The following is a 24198-nucleotide window of genomic DNA, read 5'->3' on the forward strand; positions in this document are numbered from 1 at the left end:
ACTCCCCTGCGGTGGCGGGCTATAGATGCTAACTTGATAATGGCGGGAAACACACAAAATAACACGACGAATACCGATCAGGCCGGGAAAGACACGTTTGATTTTTAACACCAAGAACACCAAGCTCACAAAGATTATCTCTTCAGACCCAACGAAGCCTTTTGTCTCTTTGTGGTCTTTGTGTGTCTTTGTGGTGAAAACCCCTCCGCGTTTCTGTGGTGAAACGGTCCTGATCGAAGGGTAGTACCTGGAGGGGGTTGGGGTAGGAATGGCGGGGTTGCACAAGCCCTCAGTAAGGCGACCCCGCCCGGCTGACCCCCAGCATCCTGGTCAGGGTGGAAATGGCCCGCTCCGACAGCAGGTACAGCGGCGTGGACACGTCTGCCGACAAGGAGGTGTAGACCGACCGATCGGTGGAAACGCCCAGTTGGAATGTGCCGATATCGCCGATGTCGTACCCGGCGAACAGTGATACCCGATCGCTGTACCACTCAAGGTCCCCGTACCCGCCCGGGTGGTTGGCATAGACCGGAATGCTGATGCCCAGCGAGATCCGTTTCCACCAGAAATGGCTCTGGTACTCGTTGACGGCATCCTCTATCTCCTGCGCCCTCTTAAGCATATCGTCGCGGTAGACGTACTGGCGGCCGGCCAGGTAGTTCTTAAGGGCGTGGGACTTGTTGATCACATATTGGGGCTGGGGCAGTTTGGGGTTCATCAGATTTACCTTGAACGACAGGAACAGGTAGGCCGAGTCACGGTAGGGGTCGTTGGCCTGGAACCGGTGCAGCAGGCCGGGGCCCAGCTGGAGCTCGAAACGGATCCGGTCGCAATAGTGGTCCGCCAGGTCCTTGAAGGAATTGATGATGCTGGTCTGGTAGTTGTAGTCATTGTAGCGGTCTATGATGCTGGCGCTGGTGCTGTCGTTGAGGTTGATGTTATTGGTTATTCCTCCTGTGGGATAATAGTACAGGTATTTGACGGCGGGAAGGGATTGGGAATGGGCGGTTAGGGTGAAAGCGGAGATGGCCAGCAGGAGAAAGATGATGGTGCGGGGGGTGAAGGTTTGTTTCATTTGCGCCTCTTGGGTTGAGGTTTGAATGGTTTTTGTTTTTATATGATCCCGCGCTTGCGGCGGGTGTGGATATGTACCCGGGACGGGCCTGTCCGCCTATATGGATTTACCTGCGGTGGCGGAAGAACTGTCAAGGGCCGTTCCCCGCCTGTGGTAATTTTGCAGTACCAAAACCACCCTTTCCCCACTTTCTCTTTGAAGAGAAAGTTGCAAAGAGAACTGTCGCTGCACCTCTGCCCGGTGGCCCTAAACCAAAGGCCTAAATTTGACAAACTCGCTGCGCTTCAGACACTGCCAAATTCTTAACGGCCTTCTTAGTTCAGCAGCAGAGCTGATGCGACCGGGGGTACGTTAGCCAACCAACCTAGCTTGGCCGGTGAAGCATGAACCGGTCAAGGAGGGTGTTAGGGGATCGGCCACGGTCAGCGTTGCTGGTGCATATCATTTTAAACAGAATATCTCTGCGGGTTGAAAATTGATTTTTGCTGCATTGCGTTAGTTTGCCGTCCCCTAAAACTTCTCTTTGTTACTTTCTCTTGGTTACAAGAGAAAGTAAGGCAAGGTTCTGCCAGGCAGGCAAGGGAGAGGTGTTACAAGAGAAAGTAAAGGAAGGTTCTTCTGGTTACCCGATCAGGAGGTAATGACAAAAACCCTCCCCTACATGCAATATTGGGCCATTATATTTGATTGGCCAACCACCAATAACTATCAACTAAATTGCCTCTGTGCCTCTCTGCGGTGAAAACCCCTATTGCCCGCCCTTGTTGTCCTCCGGCTTCTCGGTGAATATCCTCCCGAAGGAGAAGATCACCAGGAAAAGGATGGTGCCCCAGGACAGGGCCATGAATATCGCGCCCCACAGGTTCATGATATATCTCCCTTTTATATATGAAACCTTTCGAACATTTTCAACTTTTTCAACCTTGAACTTATCAGGCCTTCTTTCTCTTCCCCCAGGCCTTGGCCACCATGGCCGCCAGGGCCGCCCCCAGCAGGAGGATCAGCCCCCGGGCCCCCCACATGTAGGGCCGGTCGGCCGGGGCTATGCCCTTCATCACCATGAACGGCCAGAACTGCTGGTAGGACCACACCCCCAGCAGGATCAGCAGATAGGCCGGGGTGACGTACTTGATGACGGGCTGGTAGATCGCCGGGATCTTCATCCGGGCCCCCTGGTGCATCTCCTCCCAGCCCTTCTTGATGCCGAACACCCAGGCGAACAGGATGATCTCGATGGTGGCGAACACCACCAGGAAGAAGGTGCCGCCCCAGAAGTCCAGCTCGTCCACAAAGCCGTGGCCCAGAAAGAAGATGGCCGGCTGGCAGGCCAGAAAGGCCGCCGCCCCCAGGGTCAGGGTGGCCTTGCGGCGGGAGAAACCGAACTCGTCCTCCAGAAAGGACACCGCCGGCTGGATCAAAGACACCGAGGAGGTGATGCCGGCGATCAGCAGCAGCAGGAACCACAGCCCGGAGAAGACCGCGCCCAGCGGCAGTTTTTCGAAGATCAGGGGCATGGTGACGAAGCCCAGGTTGAAGGTCCCGCTCTGGGCCACCTCCAGCGCCCCGCTCCCGCCGAAGAAGATGAAGGCCGCCGGGATGATGATGGAGGCCCCCAGGATCACCTCGCAGAACTCGTTGGTGGCCGCGGCCGACAGGCCGGACAGGGCCACGTCGTCGTTCTTCCGCAGGTAGCTGGCGTAGGTCAGGATCACCCCGATGCCCACCGACAGGGTGAAGAATATCTGCCCGGCCGCCTCCAGCCACACCCGGGCGTTGGCCAGCTGGGAGAAGTCCGGGTTCCAGACGAAGCCCAGGGCGTTCCTCACCGACAGCTCCGGCAGGGCCGGGTCCGGCGTGCCCAGGGTCAGCACCCGGACCGTCAGCAGGACCCCGATGCCCACCAGCACCGGCATGCCGTATTTGGAGAGCTTTTCGATCCCCCCCTGCAGGCCCCGGTAGATGAAGAAGAAGTTCAGCAGGAAGGTGATGATGAAGAAGGTGTAGGCCGGGCCCAGCCCGGAGAAGAACTGGTTGCGGGCCAGCCCCTGGTAGCCGGAGAGGAAGGCCTTCATGGAGGCCTGGTCGGCCGCCCGGGACAGGTGCCCGCTGAAGGAGTACCAGGCGTAGGCCAGGGTCCAGGACTCGATGTACAGGTAATAGATCAGGATCACGAACGGCCCCAGGATGCCGATGATGCCCAGATATTTGGCCCACCGGCCGGCCCCGTCCAGGGAGTCGAAGATGCCCGGCGCGGTGCCGTGGCCCCGCTGTCCGCCCATCCGGCCCAGGGTCCACTCCACCCACATCAGGGGGATGCCCAGCAGCAGAAAGGCCACAAAATAGGGGATCATAAAGGCGCCGCCGCCGTTGAGCACCGCCTTGGCCGGGAACCTCAAAAAATTTCCCAGCCCCACCGCGCTGCCGGCCACCGCCAGTATCACCCCCAGCTTGGAACCCCAGTGTTCTCTTTTATCAGGCATAATGCACCCTTCTTAAAAAGTTAAAAAGGTTGAAAACGTTCAAAAAGAGTAACTGACCACCTCTCAGATGGCGTATTTATTCAAACAGATATTTTCCGTTATTGTCGATGGTGACCTTGGGGACCCGGCCCGATGACTGGAACCGGTCATAGCCGGTCTTGAGGTTCTCCCAGAATCCTAGCAGCGCCCCATCCCCGGCATATTCCCTTTGGAGGGCCGCGAAGTTCAGGCTGTCCAGCCTGGCCGGAAAGACATGCACCGGGATCCTGGCCTGCCCGGCGGCCCGGGCCTCCACCGCCAGGAGGTACAGCTCCTTGATCCCGTCGTCGGTGATGGGGACGCAGCCGATGGTCACGCAGTCGCCGTGGATGTAGATGGATCCCCCGGGATCCCGCCCCCTTTTGAGGATCCGGTCGGAGCGGTTGGGATAGCTGAGACCCAGCGACAGGTGGAAACTGCTGGCCGGATTGAAATGGCTGATGTGGTAAAAGCCCTCCGGCACCTGCCGGTCGCCCCGGGCCCGCTTGGGCCCCAATTCCCCGGAGGAGGAGCAGATGGCATAGGTTCCGGCCAGCCGGTACCCGCCGGGCCCCGAACCGGCCCAGACCTCCAGCTGCTTCTCCCTTTTGAAAATCCGGATGAAGATATTGCCCGGCGGATAGGCCAGCCCCTGCTCCGAATAGCTTGTTTTGAGCCGCGGCTCCTTTTCGATGAAGGCCGCCCGGACCCGGGAATGCTCCAGCTGGCGCTGCTTGAAGGCCGGCTGGGCCTCAGCCTCTCCGCACAGCCATAGCCACAGGCTGATGGCCAGAACCATTCTTGCCCGCCTAGTCATGCTTACCTCTCCGCAATGCTCCCTGGGGTTGTCACCACTTCGAAAGTTTGATATTTTGCCAAACTCAGTGCAGGCTCTGAGGTCTCTTCCCGCAGGCCAGGCTGAACGGGTGACGGCATTCGCTCATTCAAACTGCCGGGCAACGATGCCTTTTCAGGGTGACAGATTCGGCCTTTAAACTACTAACTGTCTACCGTATACTGAATACCCTTTTTACTTATATCCCGGGATCACATATTCTTTCTGATCATATTGGCCAGCCTTTTCACGCCCTCCTCGATCTGCTCCTCCGAGGCGTAGGAGAAGTTCAGCCGCATGGTGTTGTGGCCCTTGCCGTCGCAGTGGAAGGCCGAGCCTATCACATAGGCCACGTTCTCCTCGATGGCCTTCATGAACAGCTCGGTGGCGCTCAGGTTCTTGGGCAGTTTGACCCACAGGAACAGCCCGCCCTCCGGCTTGGTCCACTTGACCCCCTTGGGCATGTTCTTCTTGAGGGCCTTCAGCATCAGCTCCCGCTTTTTGCCGTACAGTTTTTTGATGCTCTCGATCTGCGGCTGCAGCAGGCCGCGCTTCATGTACTCGGCCACGATCAGCTGGGTGAAGGTGGGGCTGGCCAGGTCCATGCTCTGCTTGGATACTATCATCCGGTCGGTCCAGGCGGCCGGGGCCATCATCCAGGCCAGCCTCAGGCCGGGGCATAGTATCTTGGAGAAGGTGCCCAGCACTATCACCTGGTCCTGGGTGTCCAGGCTGTAGATGGGCGGCACGTCGTCCCCGGTGAAGCGCAGGTCGCGGTAGGGGCTGTCCTCGATGATCGGCACCTGGTACTGGTAGGCCAGCTCCAGCAGTTTTTTGCGGCGTTCCAGCGGCATGGTCACCCCCGAGGGGTTCTGAAAATCGGGCACCACGTAGATGAACTTGGGCTTCTTGTTCTTCCGGGCCATCTTGGCCAGGACCTTCTCCAGCTTGTCCACCTTCATCCCGTCGTTGTCCTGGGGGATGCCGATCATCTTGGCCCGGTAGGCCTGGAAGGCCTGCAATCCGCCGATATAGCTGGGCAGCTCCACGATGATGGGATCGCCCGGATCGATGAATACCTTGGCGATGATGTCCAGCCCCTGCTGGGAGCCGGAGGTGATCATGATGTTATCGGGATTGATGCCCGCCTTGTGCGCCGCCATCCACTTGGCTATCTCCTGGCGCAGCGGCAGTTCGCCCTCGGTGGTGCCGTACTGCAGGGCCACATTCCCCTTCTCCCTCAGCACCTGGCAGGAGATATCCTCGATGTCCTTCAGGGGAAAGGTCTGGGGGGCGGGCAGCCCGCCGGCGAAGGAGATGATCTCCGGCTTGCGGGTGTATTTGAGAAGCTCCCGGATCTCGGAGCGCTTCATGTTCAGGGCATTCTTGGAATAGAAAGCAGAAAGGTCTTTGATCATCCCGGTTCCTCCGTCTTTGTGTTTATTTATTTGAATGCATTGTCATTATTTTCTGATCCTGGGATTCTCCAGAAAATCCCGGTAGGCCAGCTTGAGGCCCTCCTCCAGCGGGGTGTGCCTGGTCCAGCCCAGGGCGTGCAGCCGGCTGACGTCCAGCAGCTTCCGGGGGGTGCCGTCGGGCTTGGATCCATCCCACCGGATCTGGCCCTGATAACCGACGGTTTGGGCCACCAGGGCGGTCAGCTCCCGGATGGTCAGGTCCTGCCCGCAGCCGATGTTGACGATTTCCCCGCCGTCGTAGGTTTCCATCAGAAAGATGCAGGCCGCCGCCATATCCTCGGAATAGTAGAACTCCCGGCGGGGCGAGCCGGTGCCCCAGGCCTCCACGCAAGGCTGGCCGGCCTCCTTGGCCTCATGGAAGCGGCGGATCAGGGCCGGCAGGACATGCGAATTGAGGGGATGGTAATTGTCGTTGGGTCCGTACAGATTGGTGGGCATCACCGAGATGAATTTGGTGCCGTACTGCTTGTTGTAGGCCTGGCACATCTTGATCCCGGCGATCTTGGCCACCGCGTAGGGCTCGTTGGTGGGCTCCAGCGGGCCGGTCAACAGGTATTCCTCCTTCATGGGCTGGGGGCAATCCCGGGGGTAGATGCAGGATGAGCCCAGGAACAGCAGCTTTTTGACCCGGTTGAGGTAGGAGGCATGGATGACATTGCACTCTATCAGCAGGTTGTCGTAGATGAAATCGGCCGGATAGGTGTTGTTGGCGTGGATGCCGCCCACCATGGCCGCCGCCAGAAACACATACTCCGGTTTTTCGGCTTGGAAGAATTCACCCACCGCCGGCTGGTCCCGCAGGTTCAATTCGGCCATCTCCCGCAGAATGATGTTATGGTAGCCCTTTTCTTTCAGCTGTTTCAGCATGGCCGATCCCACCAGCCCGGCATGTCCGGCCACATAGATCTTGGCATTTTTATCCATGGGATTTTCCTTATATGATTGTCTGGCTTATTGGATTTTGATCCGGCCTCACAGGGTGAATTTGTCCCCCAGAAACTTCTCCCGGGCCCCGGCGTGGTCCACGATCTCCTGGGGCGTGCCCGAGGCGAACACCCGGCCCTCGTAGACCACATAGGCCCGGTCGGTGATCTCCAGGGTCTCCCGGACGTTGTGGTCGGTCAGCAGCACCCCGATGCCGCGCTCCTTGAGCTTGACCACCACCTGCTGGATGTCGGCCCGGGCAATGGGGTCGATCCCGGTGAACGGCTCGTCCAGCAGCAGAAAGGCCGGATTGGTGACCAGGGCCCGGGTCACCTCCACCCGGCGCCGCTCCCCGCCGGAGATGGAATGGGCTTTCTTGTCGGCCAGATGGGTGATGCTCAGCTCCTGCAGCAGATCTTCCAGACGATCCTGCCGCTGCTGCCGGCTCAGCGGCATCATCTCCAGGATGGCCATGATGTTCTGGGCCACCGTCAGCTTGCGGAACACCGAGGACTCCTGGGTCAGGTAGCCCAGGCCGTGCCGGGCCCGCTGGTACATCGGCATCTCGGTGATATCGGTGTCGTCCAAAAAGACCGTGCCCTCGTCGGGCTTGATCAGCCCGGTGATGATGTTGAAGGTGGTGGTCTTGCCGGCCCCGTTGGGCCCCAGCAGCCCCACGATCTCCCCCTGGTTGATCTCGATGGAGATGCCGTTCACCGCCCGGTGCTTGCGGTAGCTTTTGTAGATCTCCTTGACCTGGAGGGAGCGGTTGTTCACTTGGGCCATAATCTTCCATCCTTCAGTTCCATTATCCTGTCGGCCCGCCCGGCCAGTTCGTTATTGTGGGTCACCAGCACCAGGGCGATATTCCTCTCCCGGTTCATCCGCCACAGCAGGTCGGCCACCGCCCCGCCGGACCGGCTGTCCAGGTTGCCGGTGGGCTCATCGGCCAAGATGACCTCCGGCGAATTGGCCAGGGCCCGGGCCACCGCCACCCTCTGCTGTTCCCCGCCCGAAAGCTCCGAGGGCCGGTGCAGGCACCTCTCTTTGAGGCCCACCTGGTCCATCAGCTCCTGGGCCCGGGACAGGGCCTCAGGTCTTCCCATTCCGCCGACCAGCAGGGGCAGGGCCACGTTCTCGACCGCGCTGAACTCCGGCAGCAGATGGTGGAACTGGAAGACGAAGCCGATGCGTTTGTTCCTGGCCCCGGCCAGGTCGTGGTCGGACAGCAGCGAGGTGTCCTGCCCGCCCAGCAGGATCTTTCCCGCGGTGGGCCGGTCCAGGCATCCCAGGATGTGCAGCAGGGTTGATTTGCCCGAGCCCGAGGCCCCCACGATGGAGGCGGTTCCGCCTTTTTCGATGGAGAAGGACAGCTCGGCCAGGACCTTGAGGTCGCCTTTGGGAGCCGGGAATGTCCGGTTCACGCCTATGGCATCAATTACTGGGTGCATCTATCTCTTCCCGGATTTTCTTCGTCCTGCGACCAGTATAAAGGATTCTGGTACATGTATTCTTTTATTTTATAATATGATTTTTCGTTGCGAATTATGTGCTCCCAATAATTCCTTTGCCATTTAAATATGGCTCCTCCAGCATCATGGACCTGCTTTGCCGATTTAGCCTTGAAATGCCGGACTATTTTCCCCAAGGTTTGTTTCGGATTTTTCATCAATATCCATTTATCATCGTTACCTGTAGGGGTTTGATTAATCAAACCCCTACCATGCCCGGCCAATATGATTATGCCGTGGATATGATTTGGCATTATCACATAATCGTCCAAAATAACACCGGAAAACGCATTTGGGATATCCATCCAGTTCTTTTTAACGATCCGGCCAACCTGGGATAGAACGCAATCTCCATTTTCGATCTTTCCCAGCAGACACCGATGATCCTTAACACAAATTGTCAGAAAATATAAACCTGGTTTTGAATAATCATGCTCTGGCAAACGAATTGATCTTCTTTTATATTTTGGTTCGTTTTCTGGCACGCTATGAACTTTTTTTATTTCTTTCCTTTGACTAAAAATACGAACATGATCACCGCCAGCAGGGCGGCGGCCGCTCCGAAGATGAAGGTGGACCTGAATCCCAGGGTCTGCCACAACAGCCCGGCGATGGTGCTGGCCGCAAAACTGGCCAGTCCGGTGGACATGTGGTACACCCCCAGCCCGGTGGCCCGCAGCTCCTGCTGCACCAGCTTGGAGGCATAGGCCTTGCCCACCCCGTCGGTGAGGGCGGTGTAGAACCCGTAGACCGCGAACAGCGCCCACAGCATATGCGGGCTGTTATTGAAGGCGAAGCCCAGATAGACCAGCCCGAAGACCAGCAGCCCCAGGGTGAAGACCCTGCGCGAGCCTATCCGGTCGGCCAGCATCCCGGCCGGGTAGGAGCCCAGGGAATAGGTCAGGTTGTACAGCATGTAGGCCAGCAGCGACATCACCACCGGATTGACGGCAAACAGCTCCTTGGCCCGGACGATCAGGAAGACATCCGAGGAATTGCCGATGGCGAAGATCAGGTTGATGAAAATGAATATCTTGAAATCCTTGTTGAAGGCCCTCCACCGGAACTGGGGTTTTACATATCGGCTGACAAATGGTTTGTCCCTGACGGAAAGCAGCAGGAACACCCCCAGGATGGCCGGGACGAAGGCCCATAAAAAGACCGTCCGGTAGGCCGCGGCGTCCTCCCCCAGCCGGCTGATGAAGAACAGGGCCGCCAGCGGGCCCAGCACCGCGCCCAGGGAATCCATGGCCCGGTGCAGTCCGAAGGCCCGCCCCCGCAAACATTCCGGGGTGTGGTCGGCGATCAGGGCGTCCCGGGCCGATGACCTCAAGCCCTTGCCGGTGCGGTCCATCACCCGCAGCAGCAGGACCAGCGGCCAGCCGGCCGCCAGGGCGAAGATCATCAGCGGCTTGGACAGGGCCGACAGCGAATAGCCGCCGATCACGAAGGGCCGGCGTTTTCCGGTCCGGTCCGACCACCAGCCCGAGAATATCTTCAGGATGCTGGCGGCGCTCTCGGCCATTCCCTCGATCAGGCCCAGGGCCGCCATCGGGGCGCCCAGCACCGTGGTCAGAAAGAGGGGGATCAGGGGGTACAGCATCTCCGAGGAGGTGTCGGTCAGCAGGCTGACCCACCCCAGCCGGACCACGCTGGGCGATATCTTTTTATTCCCGGTGCTTTCCATTTATCGATCCGTAATATGTTATCGGTAAAGCGTCATCGATCAGTAGGCCCCCCTGGCGCTGATCACCGCCGGGATGGTTTTGATCAGTATCTCCAGGTCCATCAGCGGCGAACTATACTCAAGATAATAGATGTCCAGCAGAACCATCTCCTCGAAGGAAAGCTCGCTCCGCCCGGAGACCTGCCAAAGCCCGGTCATGCCCTGGGGGCCGTTAAGCCGGTATTTGTGCCACTCCTGGTAATGCTCCACCTCCGAAGGCAGCGGGGGGCGCGGGCCCACCAGGCTCATCTCCCCCTTGAAGACGTTGATCAGCTGGGGAAGCTCGTCCAGGCTCAGGCGTCTCAGCCACCGCCCGGTCCGGGTGATCCGGGGATCCTGGCGGGTCTTGAAGATGGGTCCTTCCAGCTCATTCTGTCCGGACATTTGATCCTTGATGCCGTCGGATCCCTGAAACATGGTGCGGAACTTGTAGAGCTGAAAAGGCTTCCCTCCTTTTTTCACCCGCTCCTGTTTGAAGAACACCGGCCCCGGAGAATCCAGCCTGATCACCGCTGCAATCACGGCAAAAAGGGGCGAACATGCCACCAGGCCTACCCCGGAGACCAGGATGTCGCTGGCCCTCTTGAGGACGGCATACAGGGTTGCCAGCGGCCGGCTGCGCCTTTCCAGCAGCGAGATCCCCGCCATGTCGTAGATCCCGGCCACCCGGGCCAAAAGATCGGCCTGGTGGGATACCACCCGAACTTCGACATCGAGCCTGCGGCAGGAAGCTATCAGAAAATTATAATCCGTCAATTCCCCGGAAAGGTCCGGAATGAACACCTGGCTGACGTCATATTGCCTGGCCACCCTGTCGCATTCCTGGGATAGCCCTATGGCCTTGATCCCCCGATATGCAAAATTCAGGTCTTGGCTGTTCTCGGTCAGTATCCCGACTATTTTGTAGCCAAAGGCGTGGTGGATGGCCAGCTGGTCGATGATATCGCGGGCGGTCTGGCTGTTCCCTATTATCAGGGCGTTCTTGACCCCCCAGCCGGATTTCATCAGATGAATTCTTATCCGGTATAAGGCCAGGCGGACCAGGGACAGGACCGCCGGGACGATGAAAAAATAGGCGATTATGAAACCCCGGGAATAATTGTAACCCTTGGTGGCGAACACCCAGGCAGCGGTTATCAAAAGGCTGTACAGGGCTGTTTTATATATCTCCACCCATTGATCGTCAATGCCCTTCTTGAATATGCGGCGATAGCCGCCGCCCAAGATCAGGGCCGTCCCAAATACCACCACCACCATCATCTTCAGCGGATGCTCGCTGGGCCGATGGACCGGCGAAAACGATATCAGGTCGAACCATAGCCACCAGCTGAGGTGAACCGCAGACCAGGCGCACAGCAGGTCGGCCAGCACCGTCATCCCGGAGTAGAGGAACTTCCAGTTTTTTTTGATCGTCATCGCTGCCCGCCCCTGTGTTTTTGGTACCCCTGCTCCACGATGGCCCGGAATTTTTCAATGAATATTTTTTTATCGAACCGGACGGCGTGTTCCCTGATAGCCGCGCTGGAAAACTCCGATCCCTCAAATTCCTCCACCGCCTCCAACAGTGATTCCGGATCCTGGCGGTGGAAAAACAGCCCGGTCCGCCGGTCGATCACCGTCTCCCGGGCTCCGCCTTTGCCGAAGGCGATCACCGGCCGGCCGCAGGCCTGGGCCTCCAGGGGGACAATGCCGAAGTCCTCCAACGGGGTAAAGACAAGCGCCCGGCAATTTTGATACAGTTCCAGCAGTAGCGAATCGCTGACCTTGCCGGCGAAGGTTATGTTGTCATTGGCGGCCTTTAGCAAAGCTTTATACTCCGGCCCATCGCCGGCTATTATCAGCTGGCGGCCGGTTTTATTGAAGGCCTCCACCGCTATATCCACCCGCTTGTAAGGCTTCAGGCGGGCCACCACCAGGTAATAGTCCCCCGGCCCGTTTCCGCCGGGCCTGAAATATTCCGTGTCCACCGCCGGATTGAGCACCAGGGTTTCCCGTCCGTAATATCTCTTGACCCGGCCCTGGACCTCCTGGGAATCCACTATTATCAGGTCGGGGTTACGGGCGGTCCTGATATCCCATTTTTTTACCGCTTCCAAAATACGGTTCAACACTGGCCGGATCAGCGGGCCATGCTCCCGCAGCACATTCTCCCTCCAGTCCCAGACGAACCGCATGGCGCTGTACAGGTAGCAGACATGAAAGGCATCCTTGCTGGTCACCGCCCCCTTGGCCCAGGCGCTGGAGCTGGATATCACCAGGTCGAACCGGCTTAGATCGAAACTTTCCACCGCCCGGGGATACAGGAAGAAATATTTTTCATAATGATCCCTGACCCCGGGCAGGCGGTTTATAAAAGAGCTCCTGATCTCCCATCCGCGGTAGGCCGCCGGCACCTTCGAAGGATCATGCACTATGGTATAGACCGGCGCCACAGGGTAGATCTGGTGCAAAAGTTCCAGGACCCTCTCCGCCCCGCCGTACTGGTTCAGATAATCGTGGACTATGGCGACCCTTGGATTATGCCCCATCGTTCGTTCAATCTATCCTGAATACATCGGACCAGAAGCTTGCCTCCAGGCCAAGCCTGATCTGCCAGCTGGTCCCGGTGGCGCCGGCTGAATGGTGCAGGTTCTCGGTTCTCTCCCACCCGGTTTCGGCCACCAGATAGTAGTCTCCCCCGATAGCCAGCGGGTCCCAATGGCCCAGGTAATGGGACATTGCAAATATGGCCCCCATTGCCCTCTCCACGGTTCCGGTGGGGAATCTCCCCTGCCAGGTGGTGTCGTTGACCCAGGGCTCGTTCCAGGGCTGATCTATGCTTCCCTGCCCCTTCCTCCGGTGGTATATTTCCAAAGAGCCCCGGTCCCTTCCGGTCACCAGGCTGGCCCCCAGGGACAGGCGGTCATAGTCGTTCCCATATTCACCCCCCAGCGGCTGTCCCTCGAACAGGAACCGATTCCAGATATTCGGCTGATTGAAGGTCCAGTCGGTGACCATCTGGTATTTGATCGAAGCCGTGGCAAAGAAAGGACGATCCAGGACGGCCCAATCGGCCTGGGCCAGGAACCCGGCCTGGGTCGGCTCGTTGTCGGTGGGAGATTCGCTGTCGATCTGAAAATCATCCACCATCAGCTCGGCCCGGAACCTGAAGGGCGGCAGCACCGCCTTGATGTCCATATCCCATATCACATTGTCGTCGACATACAACTTGTTCAGCTGTTCGGCCTGAAATATGTAAAACGGCAGGAGGTAATATGGTTCGATGTTCCGGCCCTCTCCGCCGTATATGGCAAATTCGTTGAATCCCAGTTGTACCCTTCCGAAGGTCAGTTCGGCCCGGTGTCCGGCCAGGTATCGGTTATAGACGGCCGGGGAATCCGCCATCTTGTCCAACTGTCCGGTGAAGAAGAATATTTTGAGGTGCTTATTGAGGCGGTATTCCGCCTGCCCTTTTTCAAAGGCCTGATGGCCGGACAATACCAGTCCGGACCCCAGGGAAAGATGATCCTTGCCTATCTGAAAGTACCCCCGGGATGAGGAGTACCTGAGATACATCTGATCGGACCCGCCGGAAAATCCCCTCCATAATTTTTTGTAATAGCCGGCGGCGGGCTGTTCACCGGCCAGCATATAGTAGGCACCGGCCATTGACCAATGCCCCTGCCCGATATTTATCCCGCCGAAGGTCCTGTTGTATAGCCGGCCGTCCAGCGTATCGCTTCCCAGATTGCCGGCGGCCCGGGGATTGATGAAAAGAAGGGCATCGTGTCCCGGATTGAAGGCGTTCAACGCTGCGGAGTGATTTAAGCGCCATTCCTCCTTCGGCAGATTGTCTATCAGCGCCGCTATCTCCTGATAGCTGTATGGCCCGTATCCCTTCAACAGCGGTGCCCGGCCCCTGATCTCCAGCTCCTCCAGCAGTTGACGGTATCCCCAATGATCGGGCACCGAGTAATCGAAGGCCCGGGCCCGGTTCGACACCAACAGGAACGCGGCACAAATAAGGCCTATTATTATTCTGATCGTTCTCATATTATCAACAGCGTTCTTAAAAGATTAGAAGATGCCGGTTGCCCATAGATCCATCAGCTGGTCAACCTGGTGATCCGGCTGGCAGTTGGCCTGACGGTTATAATCCCTCCGCAACATGACGGTTTTTACTCCGGCGGCTTTGCCGGCAGCCACATCCTTCCAGGTGTCCCCGATCATGATGGTTTCATCTTTCAGCAGGGCGTGTTTTTCGATCATCCGGTTGATCATGCCGGGTTCGGGCTTGCGGCAGTCGCATCCATCTCCGTCGTCATGCAGGCAGTAGGAAGCATCCTTTATCCTGCAGGCCGCCCTTATCATCAGATCGACCTGCTCCAGAAATCCCCGATCGATCAATCCCCGGGGAATCTCGGGCTGATTTGAGATTATGAAAAGATCCTTGCCCAGGGATGCCGCCCTTTCGTGAAATCTTATAAAATCGTCCCGCAGCCGGAATTCCTCCACCGACCGGGGCGAGGTGGCCTTGGAGTCCCGGAAGATGATCTCATTGATGGTCCCATCGCGGTCCAAAAATATGTTTTTTATTTTGCCGGGCATCGGAACCTATCCCCGGCAGCTCAGGTCAAGCATCTTCTGCAGCTCCAGTACTACATAATGAAATAAAATTGAGTGTACGCTTTCGGCGGTGCACATGTCGTTCAGGGGAACATGAAGCTGGTGTCCGGCCAAGGCTTTCAATTTTCCGCCATCAAAACCGGTGACCCCGACCGTCGTCAAACCGCTGTGGTTGGCCCAGTCCACCGCCGTCAACACATTCGGGCTGTTGCCGGAGCCGCTGATGGCCACCAGAACATCCCCGTCTTTGGCAAAGGTTCTCAGCTGCTGTTCAAATACATATTGATAGCCGTCGTCATTGGCCAGGGCGGTAATGAACGGGACATTGTCCGTCAGGCTGATGGCCTTAAAGCGCTTTTCACTGTCCAATGCCCCCCGGCATCCCTTGGCCAGGTCCTGGGCAAAATGCGAGGCATTGGCCGCCGACCCCCCGTTGCCTATAACAAAGATGGTCCTTTCCTGACGATGGGCTTTCAGCAAAAGGTCGATAAGCCCGTCCAACTGCCCCCGGTCGATCTTGGAGAGTATTTCATTAAGTTCCCGGATATAACTTTCGAAGTTCATGCTCTCGCTCCTATTATTTTTGGCCATTCTTCACCGGCCTTTCGCAGATTCTCCAAGGTCCCGATGTCTATCAAATAATCGTCGGTTATCCAGCCTTTCATCTTTCCGGACAGCAACGGAAGCAGGTCAAAACCGATATCGGCCGTTTCCCGGTCCGGGATCATATCCAAAATAGCTGGGCCGGAGATATAAAGTCCGGCATTGGCCAGACTGGATTTAGGTTTTTTCGGTTTCTCTTCAAAGCTGGTTATGGTGTTATGCTGGTCTATCTGGGCGATGCCGCAGGCCTGCGGATTTTCGGAATGAAACAGGGCCATGCTGAAGAGGCTTTTTTGCCTCCGGTGGAAGGCCAAAAATTCAGTAAGGTTATAATTTGTCAGGTTATCGGCATACAGGATGTAAAATTCTTTTTCCCGGCAGACAAACTCCCGGTTGGCCCTAAGGGTTCCGGCGCTGCCCAGCAGTCTTTCTTCGCAGAATATCCGGAACCGGATCTTTGTGTCCTGCTTTTTTAAAAAATCTTCCACCTTCTCCGGCAGGTGATGCAGGTTGATCAGCACCTCGTCTACGCCGTTTTCCTCCAAAAGTTCTATCCACCAGCTCAGCAAAGGCTTTCCGGCAACCGGCACCAGGCATTTGGGGAGATCGTTGGTCAGGGGGCGAAGCCGGGTGCCAAGGCCGGCCGCCAGCAAGAAGGCCTTCATTTTCTGGCCGTTCTGACCACGTTCAACTGCTTCATGGTCTTTTCGGCATATTCCAGAATATCCTCTATATCGGTCTGGGCCTTGAGATATTCCAGATAATCCTTTACCGAATCCTCCGCCGTTCTACGGGGAGACCAACCCAGCTTTTTTATTTTAGCTATATCGGAACAGGTGTGCCTGGTGTCGCCCAGCCTGAATTCGCCGGGTATGTTGGGTTTTAAATGTTCCTTTCCGTGAACCTTGGCCACGATATCGGCAAATTCCCTGATGGTGTAGGGATGGCCGCCGCCTATGCAATAGGCGTTATAATCCGCCCGGGGATCCTGCATGACCAGCAGATTGGCATCCACCACATCATGGATATTGACAAAATCCCTCCGCTGAAGGCCATCCTCGTAGATGGTGGGAGCTTTGTTGAAAAAGTAATGCAGGTTGAATATCCGGCAGGCCCCGCTGTAGGCATTATAAAAAGACTGGCGAGAGCCCTGGACGATCGAATAGCGCAAAGCTACCGATGGTATCTGGTATCTGCGCCCAAAGGCCAGGGTCATCAGCTCCTGGGAGTATTTGGAGATGGCATAGGCATTGGGTGGACTGGCATGGGTCTCCGGGGTCCATTGCCACTCCATGGGCCGGCCGTCCTGGTCCCTCCATTCCCAATCCCCAACCTCCAACTGGGCCAGCGGTCTTTGGTAGGGCGCAACCAGAGAGCCGTCATTTTTTTTATACAATCCCTCGCCTTGGACAAATTGGGAAGAGGCCACCACCACTTTCTTCAGGGGCAGGCTTTTCTCCACGGCAATTTCGTAGATCAGTGCGGTGCTGACCGAATTCACCTGAAAGAAAGTTGAAAAATCGGGAAGATAATCCTGATAGGCGGCAAAATGGAACACATATTCGACTCCATCAAGCGCCCGGATCATGGTTTCCTTATCCCGCACATCGCCCAGCATGAATTCCGCCTTCGGATTCAGGTAATCCGGCTTGCCCTTGAGATGCACCGGCTTCTGGAGATTATCCAGGATCCTGACCCGATAGCCCTCGCTTACCAGCCGGTCCGCGGTATGGGAGCCGATAAAACCGGCCCCGCCGGTTATTAAAACCAGGGGCATAAGTTCTCCATTCTATTTCCAGTCATATCTCCGGTAATTGAAAATTATCCGGCTACCCTGGGGTTCCAGCATAAAAGGCATCTCCCGGAATTTCCTCATCGCCCGGTGCAGCCGGTCCTGTTTCTCCCGGGGGCAGTAGACCAGAAGGAAACCTCCTCCCCCGGCTCCGGAGATCTTGGCTCCGATGGCGCCGTTCTTCATGGCGGTCTCATGCATTTCCTCGATAACCGGGTTAGAGATATTTGAGGAAAGCTGCTTTTTATATATCCAGTTTCGGTCCAGGGTCTCACCCACGCAATCCAGGGTCCCTTTCAGGATGCAGTCGTGAACCTCGTGGGCCAAATGCTTTATCTTTCCCAGATGTTCCCGCTTGTGTCCGATGTTTTCCTTCTGTTCGGTCAGTATGGTGGAAGACTGGCGGTTGATATTGGTGTAGAATAGCAGCAGGTTTTCCCCCAATCTTCTTTTGACCTCATTGCCCACCTTGAGTTTTTCCACCAAAACCGTATCGTCCTTCTTGAATTTGAAGGAGGACAGCCCGCCATAGGCTGCGATATATTGATCCTGTTTTCCGATGGGACGCTTCAGGATGCCGACCTCGATCTCATAGGCCTGCTGGGCCAGGTCCTCGGCCGTTACCTGCACCCCGTTATACTGGTAGAAGCCGTTAAGCAGCCCGACGGTCAGGCTGCTGGAAGAGCCCAGTCCCGATCCCTCGGACGGAATATCGGCCATCATGGAGACCTCAAAACCCTTGTCCATGCCGGTTCTTTTTGCCGCCTCCCGGACCAGATCGTGCTGAATTTCGTTTATGTTCTCCACGATCTCCTTCTTGGTGTAGGAGACATATATCAGATCGTCAAAACGCTCCTTAACCACCACGAACACGTATTTGTCTATGGCGGTGCTTACCACAAATCCCTCATGATGTATATAATAGTCATAAAAATCCGTCCCGCCCCCGGAAAGGCTGACCCTTAAAGGTGTTTGTGATATTATCATAATCTTGATCCGTTTATATTTCTGGGTTGATCATTTTGCCCCCCGGCTCATCAGGACCGCGGGAATTGTCTTTATCAGTATTTTGATATCCAGCCACAGCGACCAGTTGTCAATATATGCCAGGTCCAGCCTGGCCCATTCGTTGAAATCAACGATATCATTGCGGCCCGACACCTGCCAGAGACAGGTCAAACCGGGCTTCACTGATAACTTCCTTCGGTGCCAAATATCGAACTCCCGGTATTCATATTGCAGCGGCGGCCGGGGGCCCACCAGGCTGAGGTCTCCCTTGAGCACGCTGAAAAGCTGGGGCAGCTCATCCAGGCTATATTTACGAAGGAAATGTCCGATGGGAATTATCCGGGGATCGTTAGTTATCTTGAAAACCGGCCCCGACATTTCGTTCCGGTCCATCAGATTCTTCTTGAGCTCATCGGCGTTACGCACCATGGTCCGAAATTTCCAGCTTTTAATGGGTTTCCTCTTATAGCCCACCACATTCCAGCCATACAGCACCGGCCGGCCATCCTGTATCAGAATGATCAAAGCTATGACGGCATATAACGGCAGCAACAGGACTATCCCCGCCAGCGAAAGGATTATATCCATCAGCCTCTTAAACGCTAATTTCCATTCCGGCCGCTCGGCCAGATAAAGGCTGATCACATTAAGGCCGTATACGTTGTCGATGTGGACATTGCTGGCGTTCGAACCCAAAAAATCAGAGATCAATCGGATCGGGATCCCGGCCAGTTCGCATTTGTCAAAAACATCCCTAAGCTGGTCAAAGCTCTTGGTGGAACTAGTGACTATTACTTCTTCAGGGTTGTGGCTTTTTATGATCTCTTCTATATTCCGGTAATTATCCAGGACCTTGATCCCGAAATACTCCTTTCCCACCCTGGCGTCGTCGGCCGTCAACAGTCCTATTATATCCAGCCCCCAGGCGTGGTGTTTCTTGGCATTTTCCGCCACCATCCGGGCCCGATGTCCGGTGCCAATAATTATTACCCTTTTCCGGTTATGGCCCCTCCTCCGGGCCAGGGCGGCCAAATAAAACAACATGGTTTTCTGGATGGCAAAATAAATCAGGGCCACCGCCAGGGATAGGATGAAAACGGTGCGGGGGATATCGCGGTAGCCCAGCATGTGCAGGAAAAAGAAATCCACCAGAATGGCGAACCCCACCACTCTGATCACGATATTGTACTCGGTTTCCAGCGAAGTAAAACGCAGGTAGCTGTAGGCTTTCTGCCCGTCGAACAGGACCACATACAAAGCGCTGCAGAACAATACGCAATAGATATGTTCCGCGCCGACCGAGAAGGGCCGGGGGAAAAATTTCGGATCTTTGTCATACAGCAGGCCCCATAGCAGATATGAGGTGGCAAAACCGGCAATGCCGGTTAAAAAATCAACCAGCTGGGCGATCCTGCTATTTAATGATGAGCGCCAGATCATTTATTATCGTTTGCAAAGATTTTATTTTTATATGTATCGATAAATATTTTTTCAGAATATTCCCATTTCAGCTGCTCCTCTACACGTTTTTTCCCAAAAGCACCCATTTCTAAACGCTTTTGGGGATCCTCCAGAAGCTGAATGATTTCTCTGGCAAATTTGCTTGTATCGTTATTATTAACATATATCGCCGCCCTGTCTGCAGAGATCTTTGATTCAGCCAAATCGAACGACACTATTGCCTTGCCGCAGCGCATGTAATCCATAATTTTATTCATGGTGTGAAATTCATTAAGACCGTTGGCCGGATCCGGCGCCAGACATAAATCTGAGGTAGATAAAATATCCAGCACCTCTTTATCAGGCAGGCGTCCTGGCAGATCAACACAATCTGTCAAATTTAAATTTTTGACCAAGGCACAATGTTTATGATACTCATCGCCGTAGCCAATAAGTATGAACAGTATATCTTTCTTTTGATGTTCGTTGATTATCTTATCTGCGGCATATATAATATTTTCCACGCCGTCTGTCTGCCCCATTACTCCCAGATAAGCAGCCAGGTATTTTTTCCCTTTTTTTAATTCATGCTTCGGAGAGACCGGAATAAAAGCATTATCCGGACCATTGCGGACAATTGTTATTCTCTCGTCGGATATTTTGCCCCGTTTTTGGGCAATCTCCCTCAAAGATTGATTGGTGGAGATCACATGGTAAGATACAAAAAAGGTCATCCTTTCCAGCATCAAAAGTAGTTTGTACATTAGTCCGTTTTTCCCCCGGCCGAATTTATAGGTATAGGTTTCAGGACTGAGATCGTGATGATCAAAAACAAATTTGAACCCCAATACCTTGCCAAGCCACCCCAACGGGAAAAATATCTCCGGCGGGTTGGCCACATGGATTGCATCAACTTTGTGCTTAAGATTGATTTTTATCAATAAAAACAACGTTGAGCTAAAGGCCCTGAGATATTCATTGACGTATCCCGTCTTGGAATTTTGAGTCAGAGGTATATTATATCTATGTATATCTATACCCTCAATAACCTCAAAACTTTTTATGTCGCTCCTCAATCCTTTGGGACATATCACGCTGACCTTATAACCGTTTCGACTAAGCGCCCGGGCTTCCCGCCATACCCGCCGATCGAACGGTACTGAAAGGTTTTCGACTATAAAAAGAACGTGCCGCTTACCAACAGAGGCCATGATAATCTTTCTTGCTTAACAACCTTTCATCAAGCCGGATCAGATCAATGATGATTTTCCCTGTGGAACATAATAACTTATCAACAAAATCACTCTCTTTTGTAGTGACCACTATCACCTGGCTAAAATCAATAAGCTCTTCCAAGCTGTCGCACATCAGTTTCGCTAAATGAGGGATGTGTTTTTCGATATATTCCTTGTTGGTCCCGGTAAGATGGGCTATTCGGACGTTTTTATCGTATATTTTGATCGTATATCCCTTGCCGAGCAATGATTCAATCACTCCCACCGCCGGACTGTTGCGCAGATCATCGGTACCTTGCTTAAAGCTAAATCCCAAAAACCCGATTTTCTTTGCTTTTTGATCCAATATGAGTTTAATGCCGGCTTCTATTTGCAATTGGTTGGTTTTGTCTATGCTCTGAAGAATCGGTGCCTGAATATAAAGGTCATGGGCCAAGGTTTGAAGTCCTTTTAAATCCTTTGGCAGACAAGAACCACCGTACGCAAAGCCTGGTTTGAAATAATACGGCGATATGTTCAATTGGCGATCTTTCGAAAATATCTCCATAACCTTATGTGAGTCTATCTCCAATTTCTTGCATATATTGCCAATTTCGTTGGCAAAGCCGATCTTAAGGGCATGATAACTGTTATTAATGTACTTTATTATCTCGGCAGTTTTAATGTCGGTAATTATCAATTCCCCGGGCAATCCTTGATAAATCAAGGATAACTTCTGGGCTGATTCCAAGTCATTTGAACCTATAAGAGTCAGGGGAGGGTTATAATAATCATGAACGGCCGTCCCTTCCCTTAAAAACTCCGGATTTGATAAAACAGAAAAACCAACCCCCCTCTTTTTTCCAGAGACCCTTTCCACCTCTTCGGCAAGTTTATCAATAGTTCCCGGCATTACTGTTGACCTTACGGCCACAATATATTCATCCTGTTTATCCCGAAGTGCCAGGCCGATCTGGCCGGCCACCTTCATTACGTATTCCAAATTCAGGTGTCCGTTGGCTGATGATGGTGTGCCCACGCAAATTATAGCAATGTCGCTGCCGGCAACGGCAACATTAAAGTCCATGGTGCCCCTGACCCTGCCGGCTTGATATTGTTCGGCTATTATCCTATCAATGTCCTTTTCCACTATTGTAGCTTTGCCGGCGTTGATCTGCTCAACTTTTGTCGGGCTGACATCTACCCCAATGATATCATGCCCCCGCTGAGCCAGGCATCCTAAGCTCACACAGCCCACATACCCCAGTCCGAATATTGCTATTTTCATTAGCTCACCAAATCAATTTTCTTGTTTTCAAAAAATGTCTTATGCCAGATCTCGAACGACAGTAACATGAAGATATGCCTTTGATAATTATGGCGCCGTTTGATATGGCTGTCTATAAGACCATTGATATAATCCAGATTGAAATATTGCCGGCAGGCCGAATCGGGAAGGGCGAACAGCCGTTTGGCCGTATCGGACAGGCCCGATTGCAGCCACTGGTCCATGGGGGTGGCAAACCCGCGTTTCTTTCTGTTTATGATCTCCCCGGGCAGCCATTTCCCGGCAGCTTTTTTATGGATGTATTTTCCGGTTCTGCCCCGGAGTTTAAGGTTTACCGGCAGCGATTCCAGAAAGTCCATCAGCTCCAGATCCAGATACGGCACCCGCATCTCTAGGGAATTGGCCATGGCCATCTTGTCGTTGAAGAGCAGCAGATCGTCGGAAAGGTTCATCCGGGCGTCGATGTACAGCAGTTTGGAAAGAGGATCGCCTAATGATGATGTTCGGCCGTAGAGATCCGCCATCAAGGTTCGGGCGGAATCTGCCCGTGCCGCGGCAGGCGGTTCCCGGACCAGAGAAATCTTTTGCTCCGGGGTAAAAATGGTGTGCGCCGCTAAAAACCGGTCCAGCTCGTCGTCAAACCCCCCGGCATATATTGTTCTTTTGGCCCTTTCGTTGCGGGGCAAACTAGCGATCAGGCTTTTTACCAGCCCGTTCTTCCAGAGCCGGGGATACTTGAGAATCAGGCTGATGCCAAAATATCTGGGATATCCGGCCATCGGCTCGTCGGCCCCCTGCCCGGCCAGCACCACCTTCAGGTCCCGGGCCGCCAGTTTTGACACATAATACAGGGCCGGAATGGTGGTCTCGGCCACCGGCTCCTCGACATAATAAAATGAACGGGCAAAAAAATCCAGATAATCTTTCTTCTCCAGCAGCATTTCGTGGTGTTCCGATCCTATCCATCGGGCGGTTTCCCGGGCATCATCCAACTCGTTGTGATCCCCTTTTCCCCTGAAGCCTATGGAGAAGGTCTTTAGTTTGCCGTCATGGTTCTTCTGCATCAGGGTGCCGAGCACCGCCGAATCAACCCCTCCGCTGAGAAACAGACCCACCGGGACATCGCTGATCATCTGCCGTTTGACGGCATTCTCCAGCAACTCCTGGTACCTGGCTACGGCGTCGCTTTCTTTTATGGTCCGGTCGGTCTTGGGGGCTTTATTGTCGAACCGGAACTGCCAGGGTTCTCGACCCGGCATTATCTTGAGGCCGTGCCCCGGCGACAGCTTGTTTATGCCCCGGATCAGGGTCTGGGGCGAGGGGCTGTACCTGAAAGTCAGGTAATTATCCAGCGCCTGGAGGTCGATGTTCCTGGTAAAAGTCTTATCCTGAAGAATGGCCTTGATCTCCGAGCCGAACGATATTCTCTGGCCGTCGTCATGATAATACAGGGGTTTGACCCCGAACTTGTCCCGGGCCAGCAGCAGGCTGCGCTCTTTTTTGTCGTAGATGGCCAAGGCAAAGATCCCGTTCAACCTCTCCAGGGCCTTCTCCCGGTATGCCTGATAAAGGTATATTATCACCTCGGTGTCGGAGGTGGTTTTGAACCGAAATCCCCCGGCTGTCAGCTCCTTTTTAAGTTCCGGGAAATTATATATCTCGCCGTTGAATACTATCCAGATGTTTTTGTCCGCGCTGGACATCGGCTGGGCCCCGGTGGCCAGATCTATGATGCTCAAGCGGCGGTGTCCCAGCCCTATCCGGGCGTCATTGTCAAAGAACATCCCCTGGTCGTCCGGGCCGCGATGGGCTATCGAGGCGCACATCCGGTTCAATGATTCCGGATCGATCGGCCGGTCCGAATTGTAGTTGAAAACGCCGGTTATGCCGCACATTTACTTGCGCCTCTTGATCAGCCTAGCCGGGTTTCCGCCGACTATGGCATAGGGTTCGACATCCTTGGTCACCACCGCCCCGGCAGCGACAATTGCCCCTCTCCCGATCCTGACCCCGGGCAGGATGATCGCCTGGGCCCCTATCCAGACATCGTCTTCGATCACCGTCTGGGGATAAAAACGGATCCCTTGCTCGAGCATTGGTACCTCCGTTTGCTCTGTATGGTGTCCGTAATTCAGGATCATTGATCTCGGGGCAATCATAACATTGCTGCCAATTTTAACATTGCGGATCCAGCAGTCTTC

General features: G+C 54.8%; 22 protein-coding genes. All 22 read right to left on the minus strand.

Annotation, left to right across the window (positions count from 1 at the left end; genetic code table 11):
• Positions 1-289 precede the first annotated feature (289 nt).
• The 22 genes from RDU76_10970 to RDU76_11075 all read right to left on the minus strand — a co-directional run bounded on the left by RDU76_10970 (position 290) and on the right by RDU76_11075 (position 24093).
• Positions 290-1075: a hypothetical protein gene (locus RDU76_10970; GenBank protein ID MDQ7799440.1), complete on the minus strand. Its 786-nt coding sequence runs from the start codon at positions 1073-1075 to the stop codon at positions 290-292.
• Between the two features lie 932 nt (positions 1076-2007).
• On the minus strand, positions 2008-3555 hold the full coding sequence (locus RDU76_10975; protein ID MDQ7799441.1) for a sodium-dependent transporter: 1548 nt from the start codon (positions 3553-3555) through the stop codon (positions 2008-2010).
• Positions 3556-3631: 76 nt separating this feature from the next.
• Positions 3632-4390: a L,D-transpeptidase family protein gene (locus tag RDU76_10980; GenBank protein ID MDQ7799442.1), complete on the minus strand. Its 759-nt coding sequence runs from the start codon at positions 4388-4390 to the stop codon at positions 3632-3634.
• 230 nt (positions 4391-4620) lie between these two features.
• Complete coding sequence (locus tag RDU76_10985; protein MDQ7799443.1) at positions 4621-5826, minus strand: PLP-dependent aminotransferase family protein; 1206 nt, start codon at positions 5824-5826, stop codon at positions 4621-4623.
• A gap of 45 nt (positions 5827-5871) precedes the next feature.
• A complete protein-coding gene (locus RDU76_10990) occupies positions 5872-6810 on the minus strand; it encodes a GDP-L-fucose synthase (GenBank protein ID MDQ7799444.1) in 939 nt (312 codons plus the stop codon).
• A 48-nt stretch (positions 6811-6858) separates the two neighbouring features.
• The gene (lptB, locus tag RDU76_10995) at positions 6859-7596 is read right to left on the minus strand and encodes an LPS export ABC transporter ATP-binding protein (GenBank protein MDQ7799445.1); all 738 of its coding nucleotides are present in this window, start codon (positions 7594-7596) and stop codon (positions 6859-6861) included.
• On the minus strand, positions 7584-8261 hold the full coding sequence (locus RDU76_11000; GenBank protein ID MDQ7799446.1) for an ABC transporter ATP-binding protein: 678 nt from the start codon (positions 8259-8261) through the stop codon (positions 7584-7586). Before RDU76_11000 ends, lptB begins: the two co-directional genes overlap by 13 nt.
• Positions 8249-8806: a transposase gene (locus RDU76_11005; GenBank protein MDQ7799447.1), complete on the minus strand. Its 558-nt coding sequence runs from the start codon at positions 8804-8806 to the stop codon at positions 8249-8251. The genes RDU76_11000 and RDU76_11005 overlap by 13 nt, the downstream gene beginning before the upstream one ends.
• Positions 8807-8820: 14 nt before the next feature.
• A complete protein-coding gene (locus tag RDU76_11010; GenBank protein MDQ7799448.1) occupies positions 8821-10008 on the minus strand; it encodes an MFS transporter in 1188 nt (395 codons plus the stop codon).
• A 39-nt stretch (positions 10009-10047) separates the two neighbouring features.
• On the minus strand, positions 10048-11463 hold the full coding sequence (locus RDU76_11015) for a sugar transferase (protein MDQ7799449.1): 1416 nt from the start codon (positions 11461-11463) through the stop codon (positions 10048-10050).
• Positions 11460-12575 (minus strand): glycosyltransferase, encoded by a 1116-nt coding sequence (locus RDU76_11020; GenBank protein ID MDQ7799450.1) that lies wholly within the window; start codon positions 12573-12575, stop codon positions 11460-11462. Before RDU76_11020 ends, RDU76_11015 begins: the two co-directional genes overlap by 4 nt.
• A 7-nt stretch (positions 12576-12582) precedes the next feature.
• Positions 12583-14079 (minus strand): hypothetical protein, encoded by a 1497-nt coding sequence (locus tag RDU76_11025; GenBank protein ID MDQ7799451.1) that lies wholly within the window; start codon positions 14077-14079, stop codon positions 12583-12585.
• 24 nt (positions 14080-14103) lie between these two features.
• Positions 14104-14634: an HAD-IIIA family hydrolase gene (locus RDU76_11030; protein ID MDQ7799452.1), complete on the minus strand. Its 531-nt coding sequence runs from the start codon at positions 14632-14634 to the stop codon at positions 14104-14106.
• Between the two features lie 6 nt (positions 14635-14640).
• Complete coding sequence (locus tag RDU76_11035; GenBank protein MDQ7799453.1) at positions 14641-15216, minus strand: SIS domain-containing protein; 576 nt, start codon at positions 15214-15216, stop codon at positions 14641-14643.
• Positions 15213-15920 carry a nucleotidyltransferase family protein gene (locus RDU76_11040; GenBank protein MDQ7799454.1) on the minus strand — a complete coding sequence of 236 codons (708 nt, stop codon included), beginning with the start codon at positions 15918-15920 and terminating at the stop codon, positions 15213-15215. The genes RDU76_11035 and RDU76_11040 overlap by 4 nt, the downstream gene beginning before the upstream one ends.
• Positions 15917-17032, minus strand: a complete 1116-nt coding sequence (locus RDU76_11045) for an SDR family NAD(P)-dependent oxidoreductase (GenBank protein MDQ7799455.1) — start codon at positions 17030-17032, stop codon at positions 15917-15919. The genes RDU76_11040 and RDU76_11045 overlap by 4 nt, the downstream gene beginning before the upstream one ends.
• Positions 17033-17044: 12 nt before the next feature.
• The gene (locus RDU76_11050) at positions 17045-18034 is read right to left on the minus strand and encodes a GHMP kinase (protein ID MDQ7799456.1); all 990 of its coding nucleotides are present in this window, start codon (positions 18032-18034) and stop codon (positions 17045-17047) included.
• A 30-nt stretch (positions 18035-18064) separates the two neighbouring features.
• A complete protein-coding gene (locus tag RDU76_11055; protein ID MDQ7799457.1) occupies positions 18065-19495 on the minus strand; it encodes a sugar transferase in 1431 nt (476 codons plus the stop codon).
• Positions 19492-20706, minus strand: a complete 1215-nt coding sequence (locus RDU76_11060) for a glycosyltransferase family 4 protein (GenBank protein MDQ7799458.1) — start codon at positions 20704-20706, stop codon at positions 19492-19494. Before RDU76_11060 ends, RDU76_11055 begins: the two co-directional genes overlap by 4 nt.
• The gene (locus RDU76_11065; GenBank protein ID MDQ7799459.1) at positions 20690-21997 is read right to left on the minus strand and encodes a nucleotide sugar dehydrogenase; all 1308 of its coding nucleotides are present in this window, start codon (positions 21995-21997) and stop codon (positions 20690-20692) included. Before RDU76_11065 ends, RDU76_11060 begins: the two co-directional genes overlap by 17 nt.
• Positions 21997-23892, minus strand: a complete 1896-nt coding sequence (asnB, locus tag RDU76_11070) for an asparagine synthase (glutamine-hydrolyzing) (GenBank protein MDQ7799460.1) — start codon at positions 23890-23892, stop codon at positions 21997-21999. The genes RDU76_11065 and asnB overlap by 1 nt, the downstream gene beginning before the upstream one ends.
• Entirely contained in the window at positions 23893-24093 is a 201-nt protein-coding gene (locus RDU76_11075; GenBank protein MDQ7799461.1) for a DapH/DapD/GlmU-related protein, read from the minus strand.
• Positions 24094-24198: the final 105 nt, after the last annotated feature.

Source organism: Candidatus Edwardsbacteria bacterium (genome assembly GCA_031082425.1).
Taxonomy (GTDB): Bacteria; Edwardsbacteria; AC1; order AC1; family EtOH8; genus UBA2226.

What these genes read in the sequence shown, in the direction of transcription:
- RDU76_10975 (MDQ7799441.1), bottom strand. Translation starts at nt 3,555, where the DNA reads ATGCCTGATAAAAGAGAACACTGGGGTTCCAAGCTGGGGGTGATACTG.
- RDU76_11040 (MDQ7799454.1), bottom strand. Translation starts at nt 15,920, where the DNA reads ATGAAGGCCTTCTTGCTGGCGGCCGGCCTTGGCACCCGGCTTCGCCCC.
- RDU76_11065 (MDQ7799459.1), bottom strand. Translation starts at nt 21,997, where the DNA reads ATGAAAATAGCAATATTCGGACTGGGGTATGTGGGCTGTGTGAGCTTA.
- RDU76_10970 (MDQ7799440.1), bottom strand. Translation starts at nt 1,075, where the DNA reads ATGAAACAAACCTTCACCCCCCGCACCATCATCTTTCTCCTGCTGGCC.
- RDU76_10980 (MDQ7799442.1), bottom strand. Translation starts at nt 4,390, where the DNA reads ATGACTAGGCGGGCAAGAATGGTTCTGGCCATCAGCCTGTGGCTATGG.
- RDU76_11055 (MDQ7799457.1), bottom strand. Translation starts at nt 19,495, where the DNA reads ATGATCTGGCGCTCATCATTAAATAGCAGGATCGCCCAGCTGGTTGAT.
- RDU76_11035 (MDQ7799453.1), bottom strand. Translation starts at nt 15,216, where the DNA reads ATGAACTTCGAAAGTTATATCCGGGAACTTAATGAAATACTCTCCAAG.
- RDU76_11030 (MDQ7799452.1), bottom strand. Translation starts at nt 14,634, where the DNA reads ATGCCCGGCAAAATAAAAAACATATTTTTGGACCGCGATGGGACCATC.
- RDU76_10990 (MDQ7799444.1), bottom strand. Translation starts at nt 6,810, where the DNA reads ATGGATAAAAATGCCAAGATCTATGTGGCCGGACATGCCGGGCTGGTG.
- RDU76_11045 (MDQ7799455.1), bottom strand. Translation starts at nt 17,032, where the DNA reads ATGCCCCTGGTTTTAATAACCGGCGGGGCCGGTTTTATCGGCTCCCAT.
- RDU76_10985 (MDQ7799443.1), bottom strand. Translation starts at nt 5,826, where the DNA reads ATGATCAAAGACCTTTCTGCTTTCTATTCCAAGAATGCCCTGAACATG.
- RDU76_11050 (MDQ7799456.1), bottom strand. Translation starts at nt 18,034, where the DNA reads ATGATAATATCACAAACACCTTTAAGGGTCAGCCTTTCCGGGGGCGGG.
- RDU76_11015 (MDQ7799449.1), bottom strand. Translation starts at nt 11,463, where the DNA reads ATGACGATCAAAAAAAACTGGAAGTTCCTCTACTCCGGGATGACGGTG.
- RDU76_11025 (MDQ7799451.1), bottom strand. Translation starts at nt 14,079, where the DNA reads ATGAGAACGATCAGAATAATAATAGGCCTTATTTGTGCCGCGTTCCTG.
- RDU76_11000 (MDQ7799446.1), bottom strand. Translation starts at nt 8,261, where the DNA reads ATGCACCCAGTAATTGATGCCATAGGCGTGAACCGGACATTCCCGGCT.
- RDU76_11010 (MDQ7799448.1), bottom strand. Translation starts at nt 10,008, where the DNA reads ATGGAAAGCACCGGGAATAAAAAGATATCGCCCAGCGTGGTCCGGCTG.
- lptB (MDQ7799445.1), bottom strand. Translation starts at nt 7,596, where the DNA reads ATGGCCCAAGTGAACAACCGCTCCCTCCAGGTCAAGGAGATCTACAAA.
- RDU76_11060 (MDQ7799458.1), bottom strand. Translation starts at nt 20,706, where the DNA reads ATGGCCTCTGTTGGTAAGCGGCACGTTCTTTTTATAGTCGAAAACCTT.
- RDU76_11020 (MDQ7799450.1), bottom strand. Translation starts at nt 12,575, where the DNA reads ATGGGGCATAATCCAAGGGTCGCCATAGTCCACGATTATCTGAACCAG.
- asnB (MDQ7799460.1), bottom strand. Translation starts at nt 23,892, where the DNA reads ATGTGCGGCATAACCGGCGTTTTCAACTACAATTCGGACCGGCCGATC.
- RDU76_11075 (MDQ7799461.1), bottom strand. Translation starts at nt 24,093, where the DNA reads ATGCTCGAGCAAGGGATCCGTTTTTATCCCCAGACGGTGATCGAAGAC.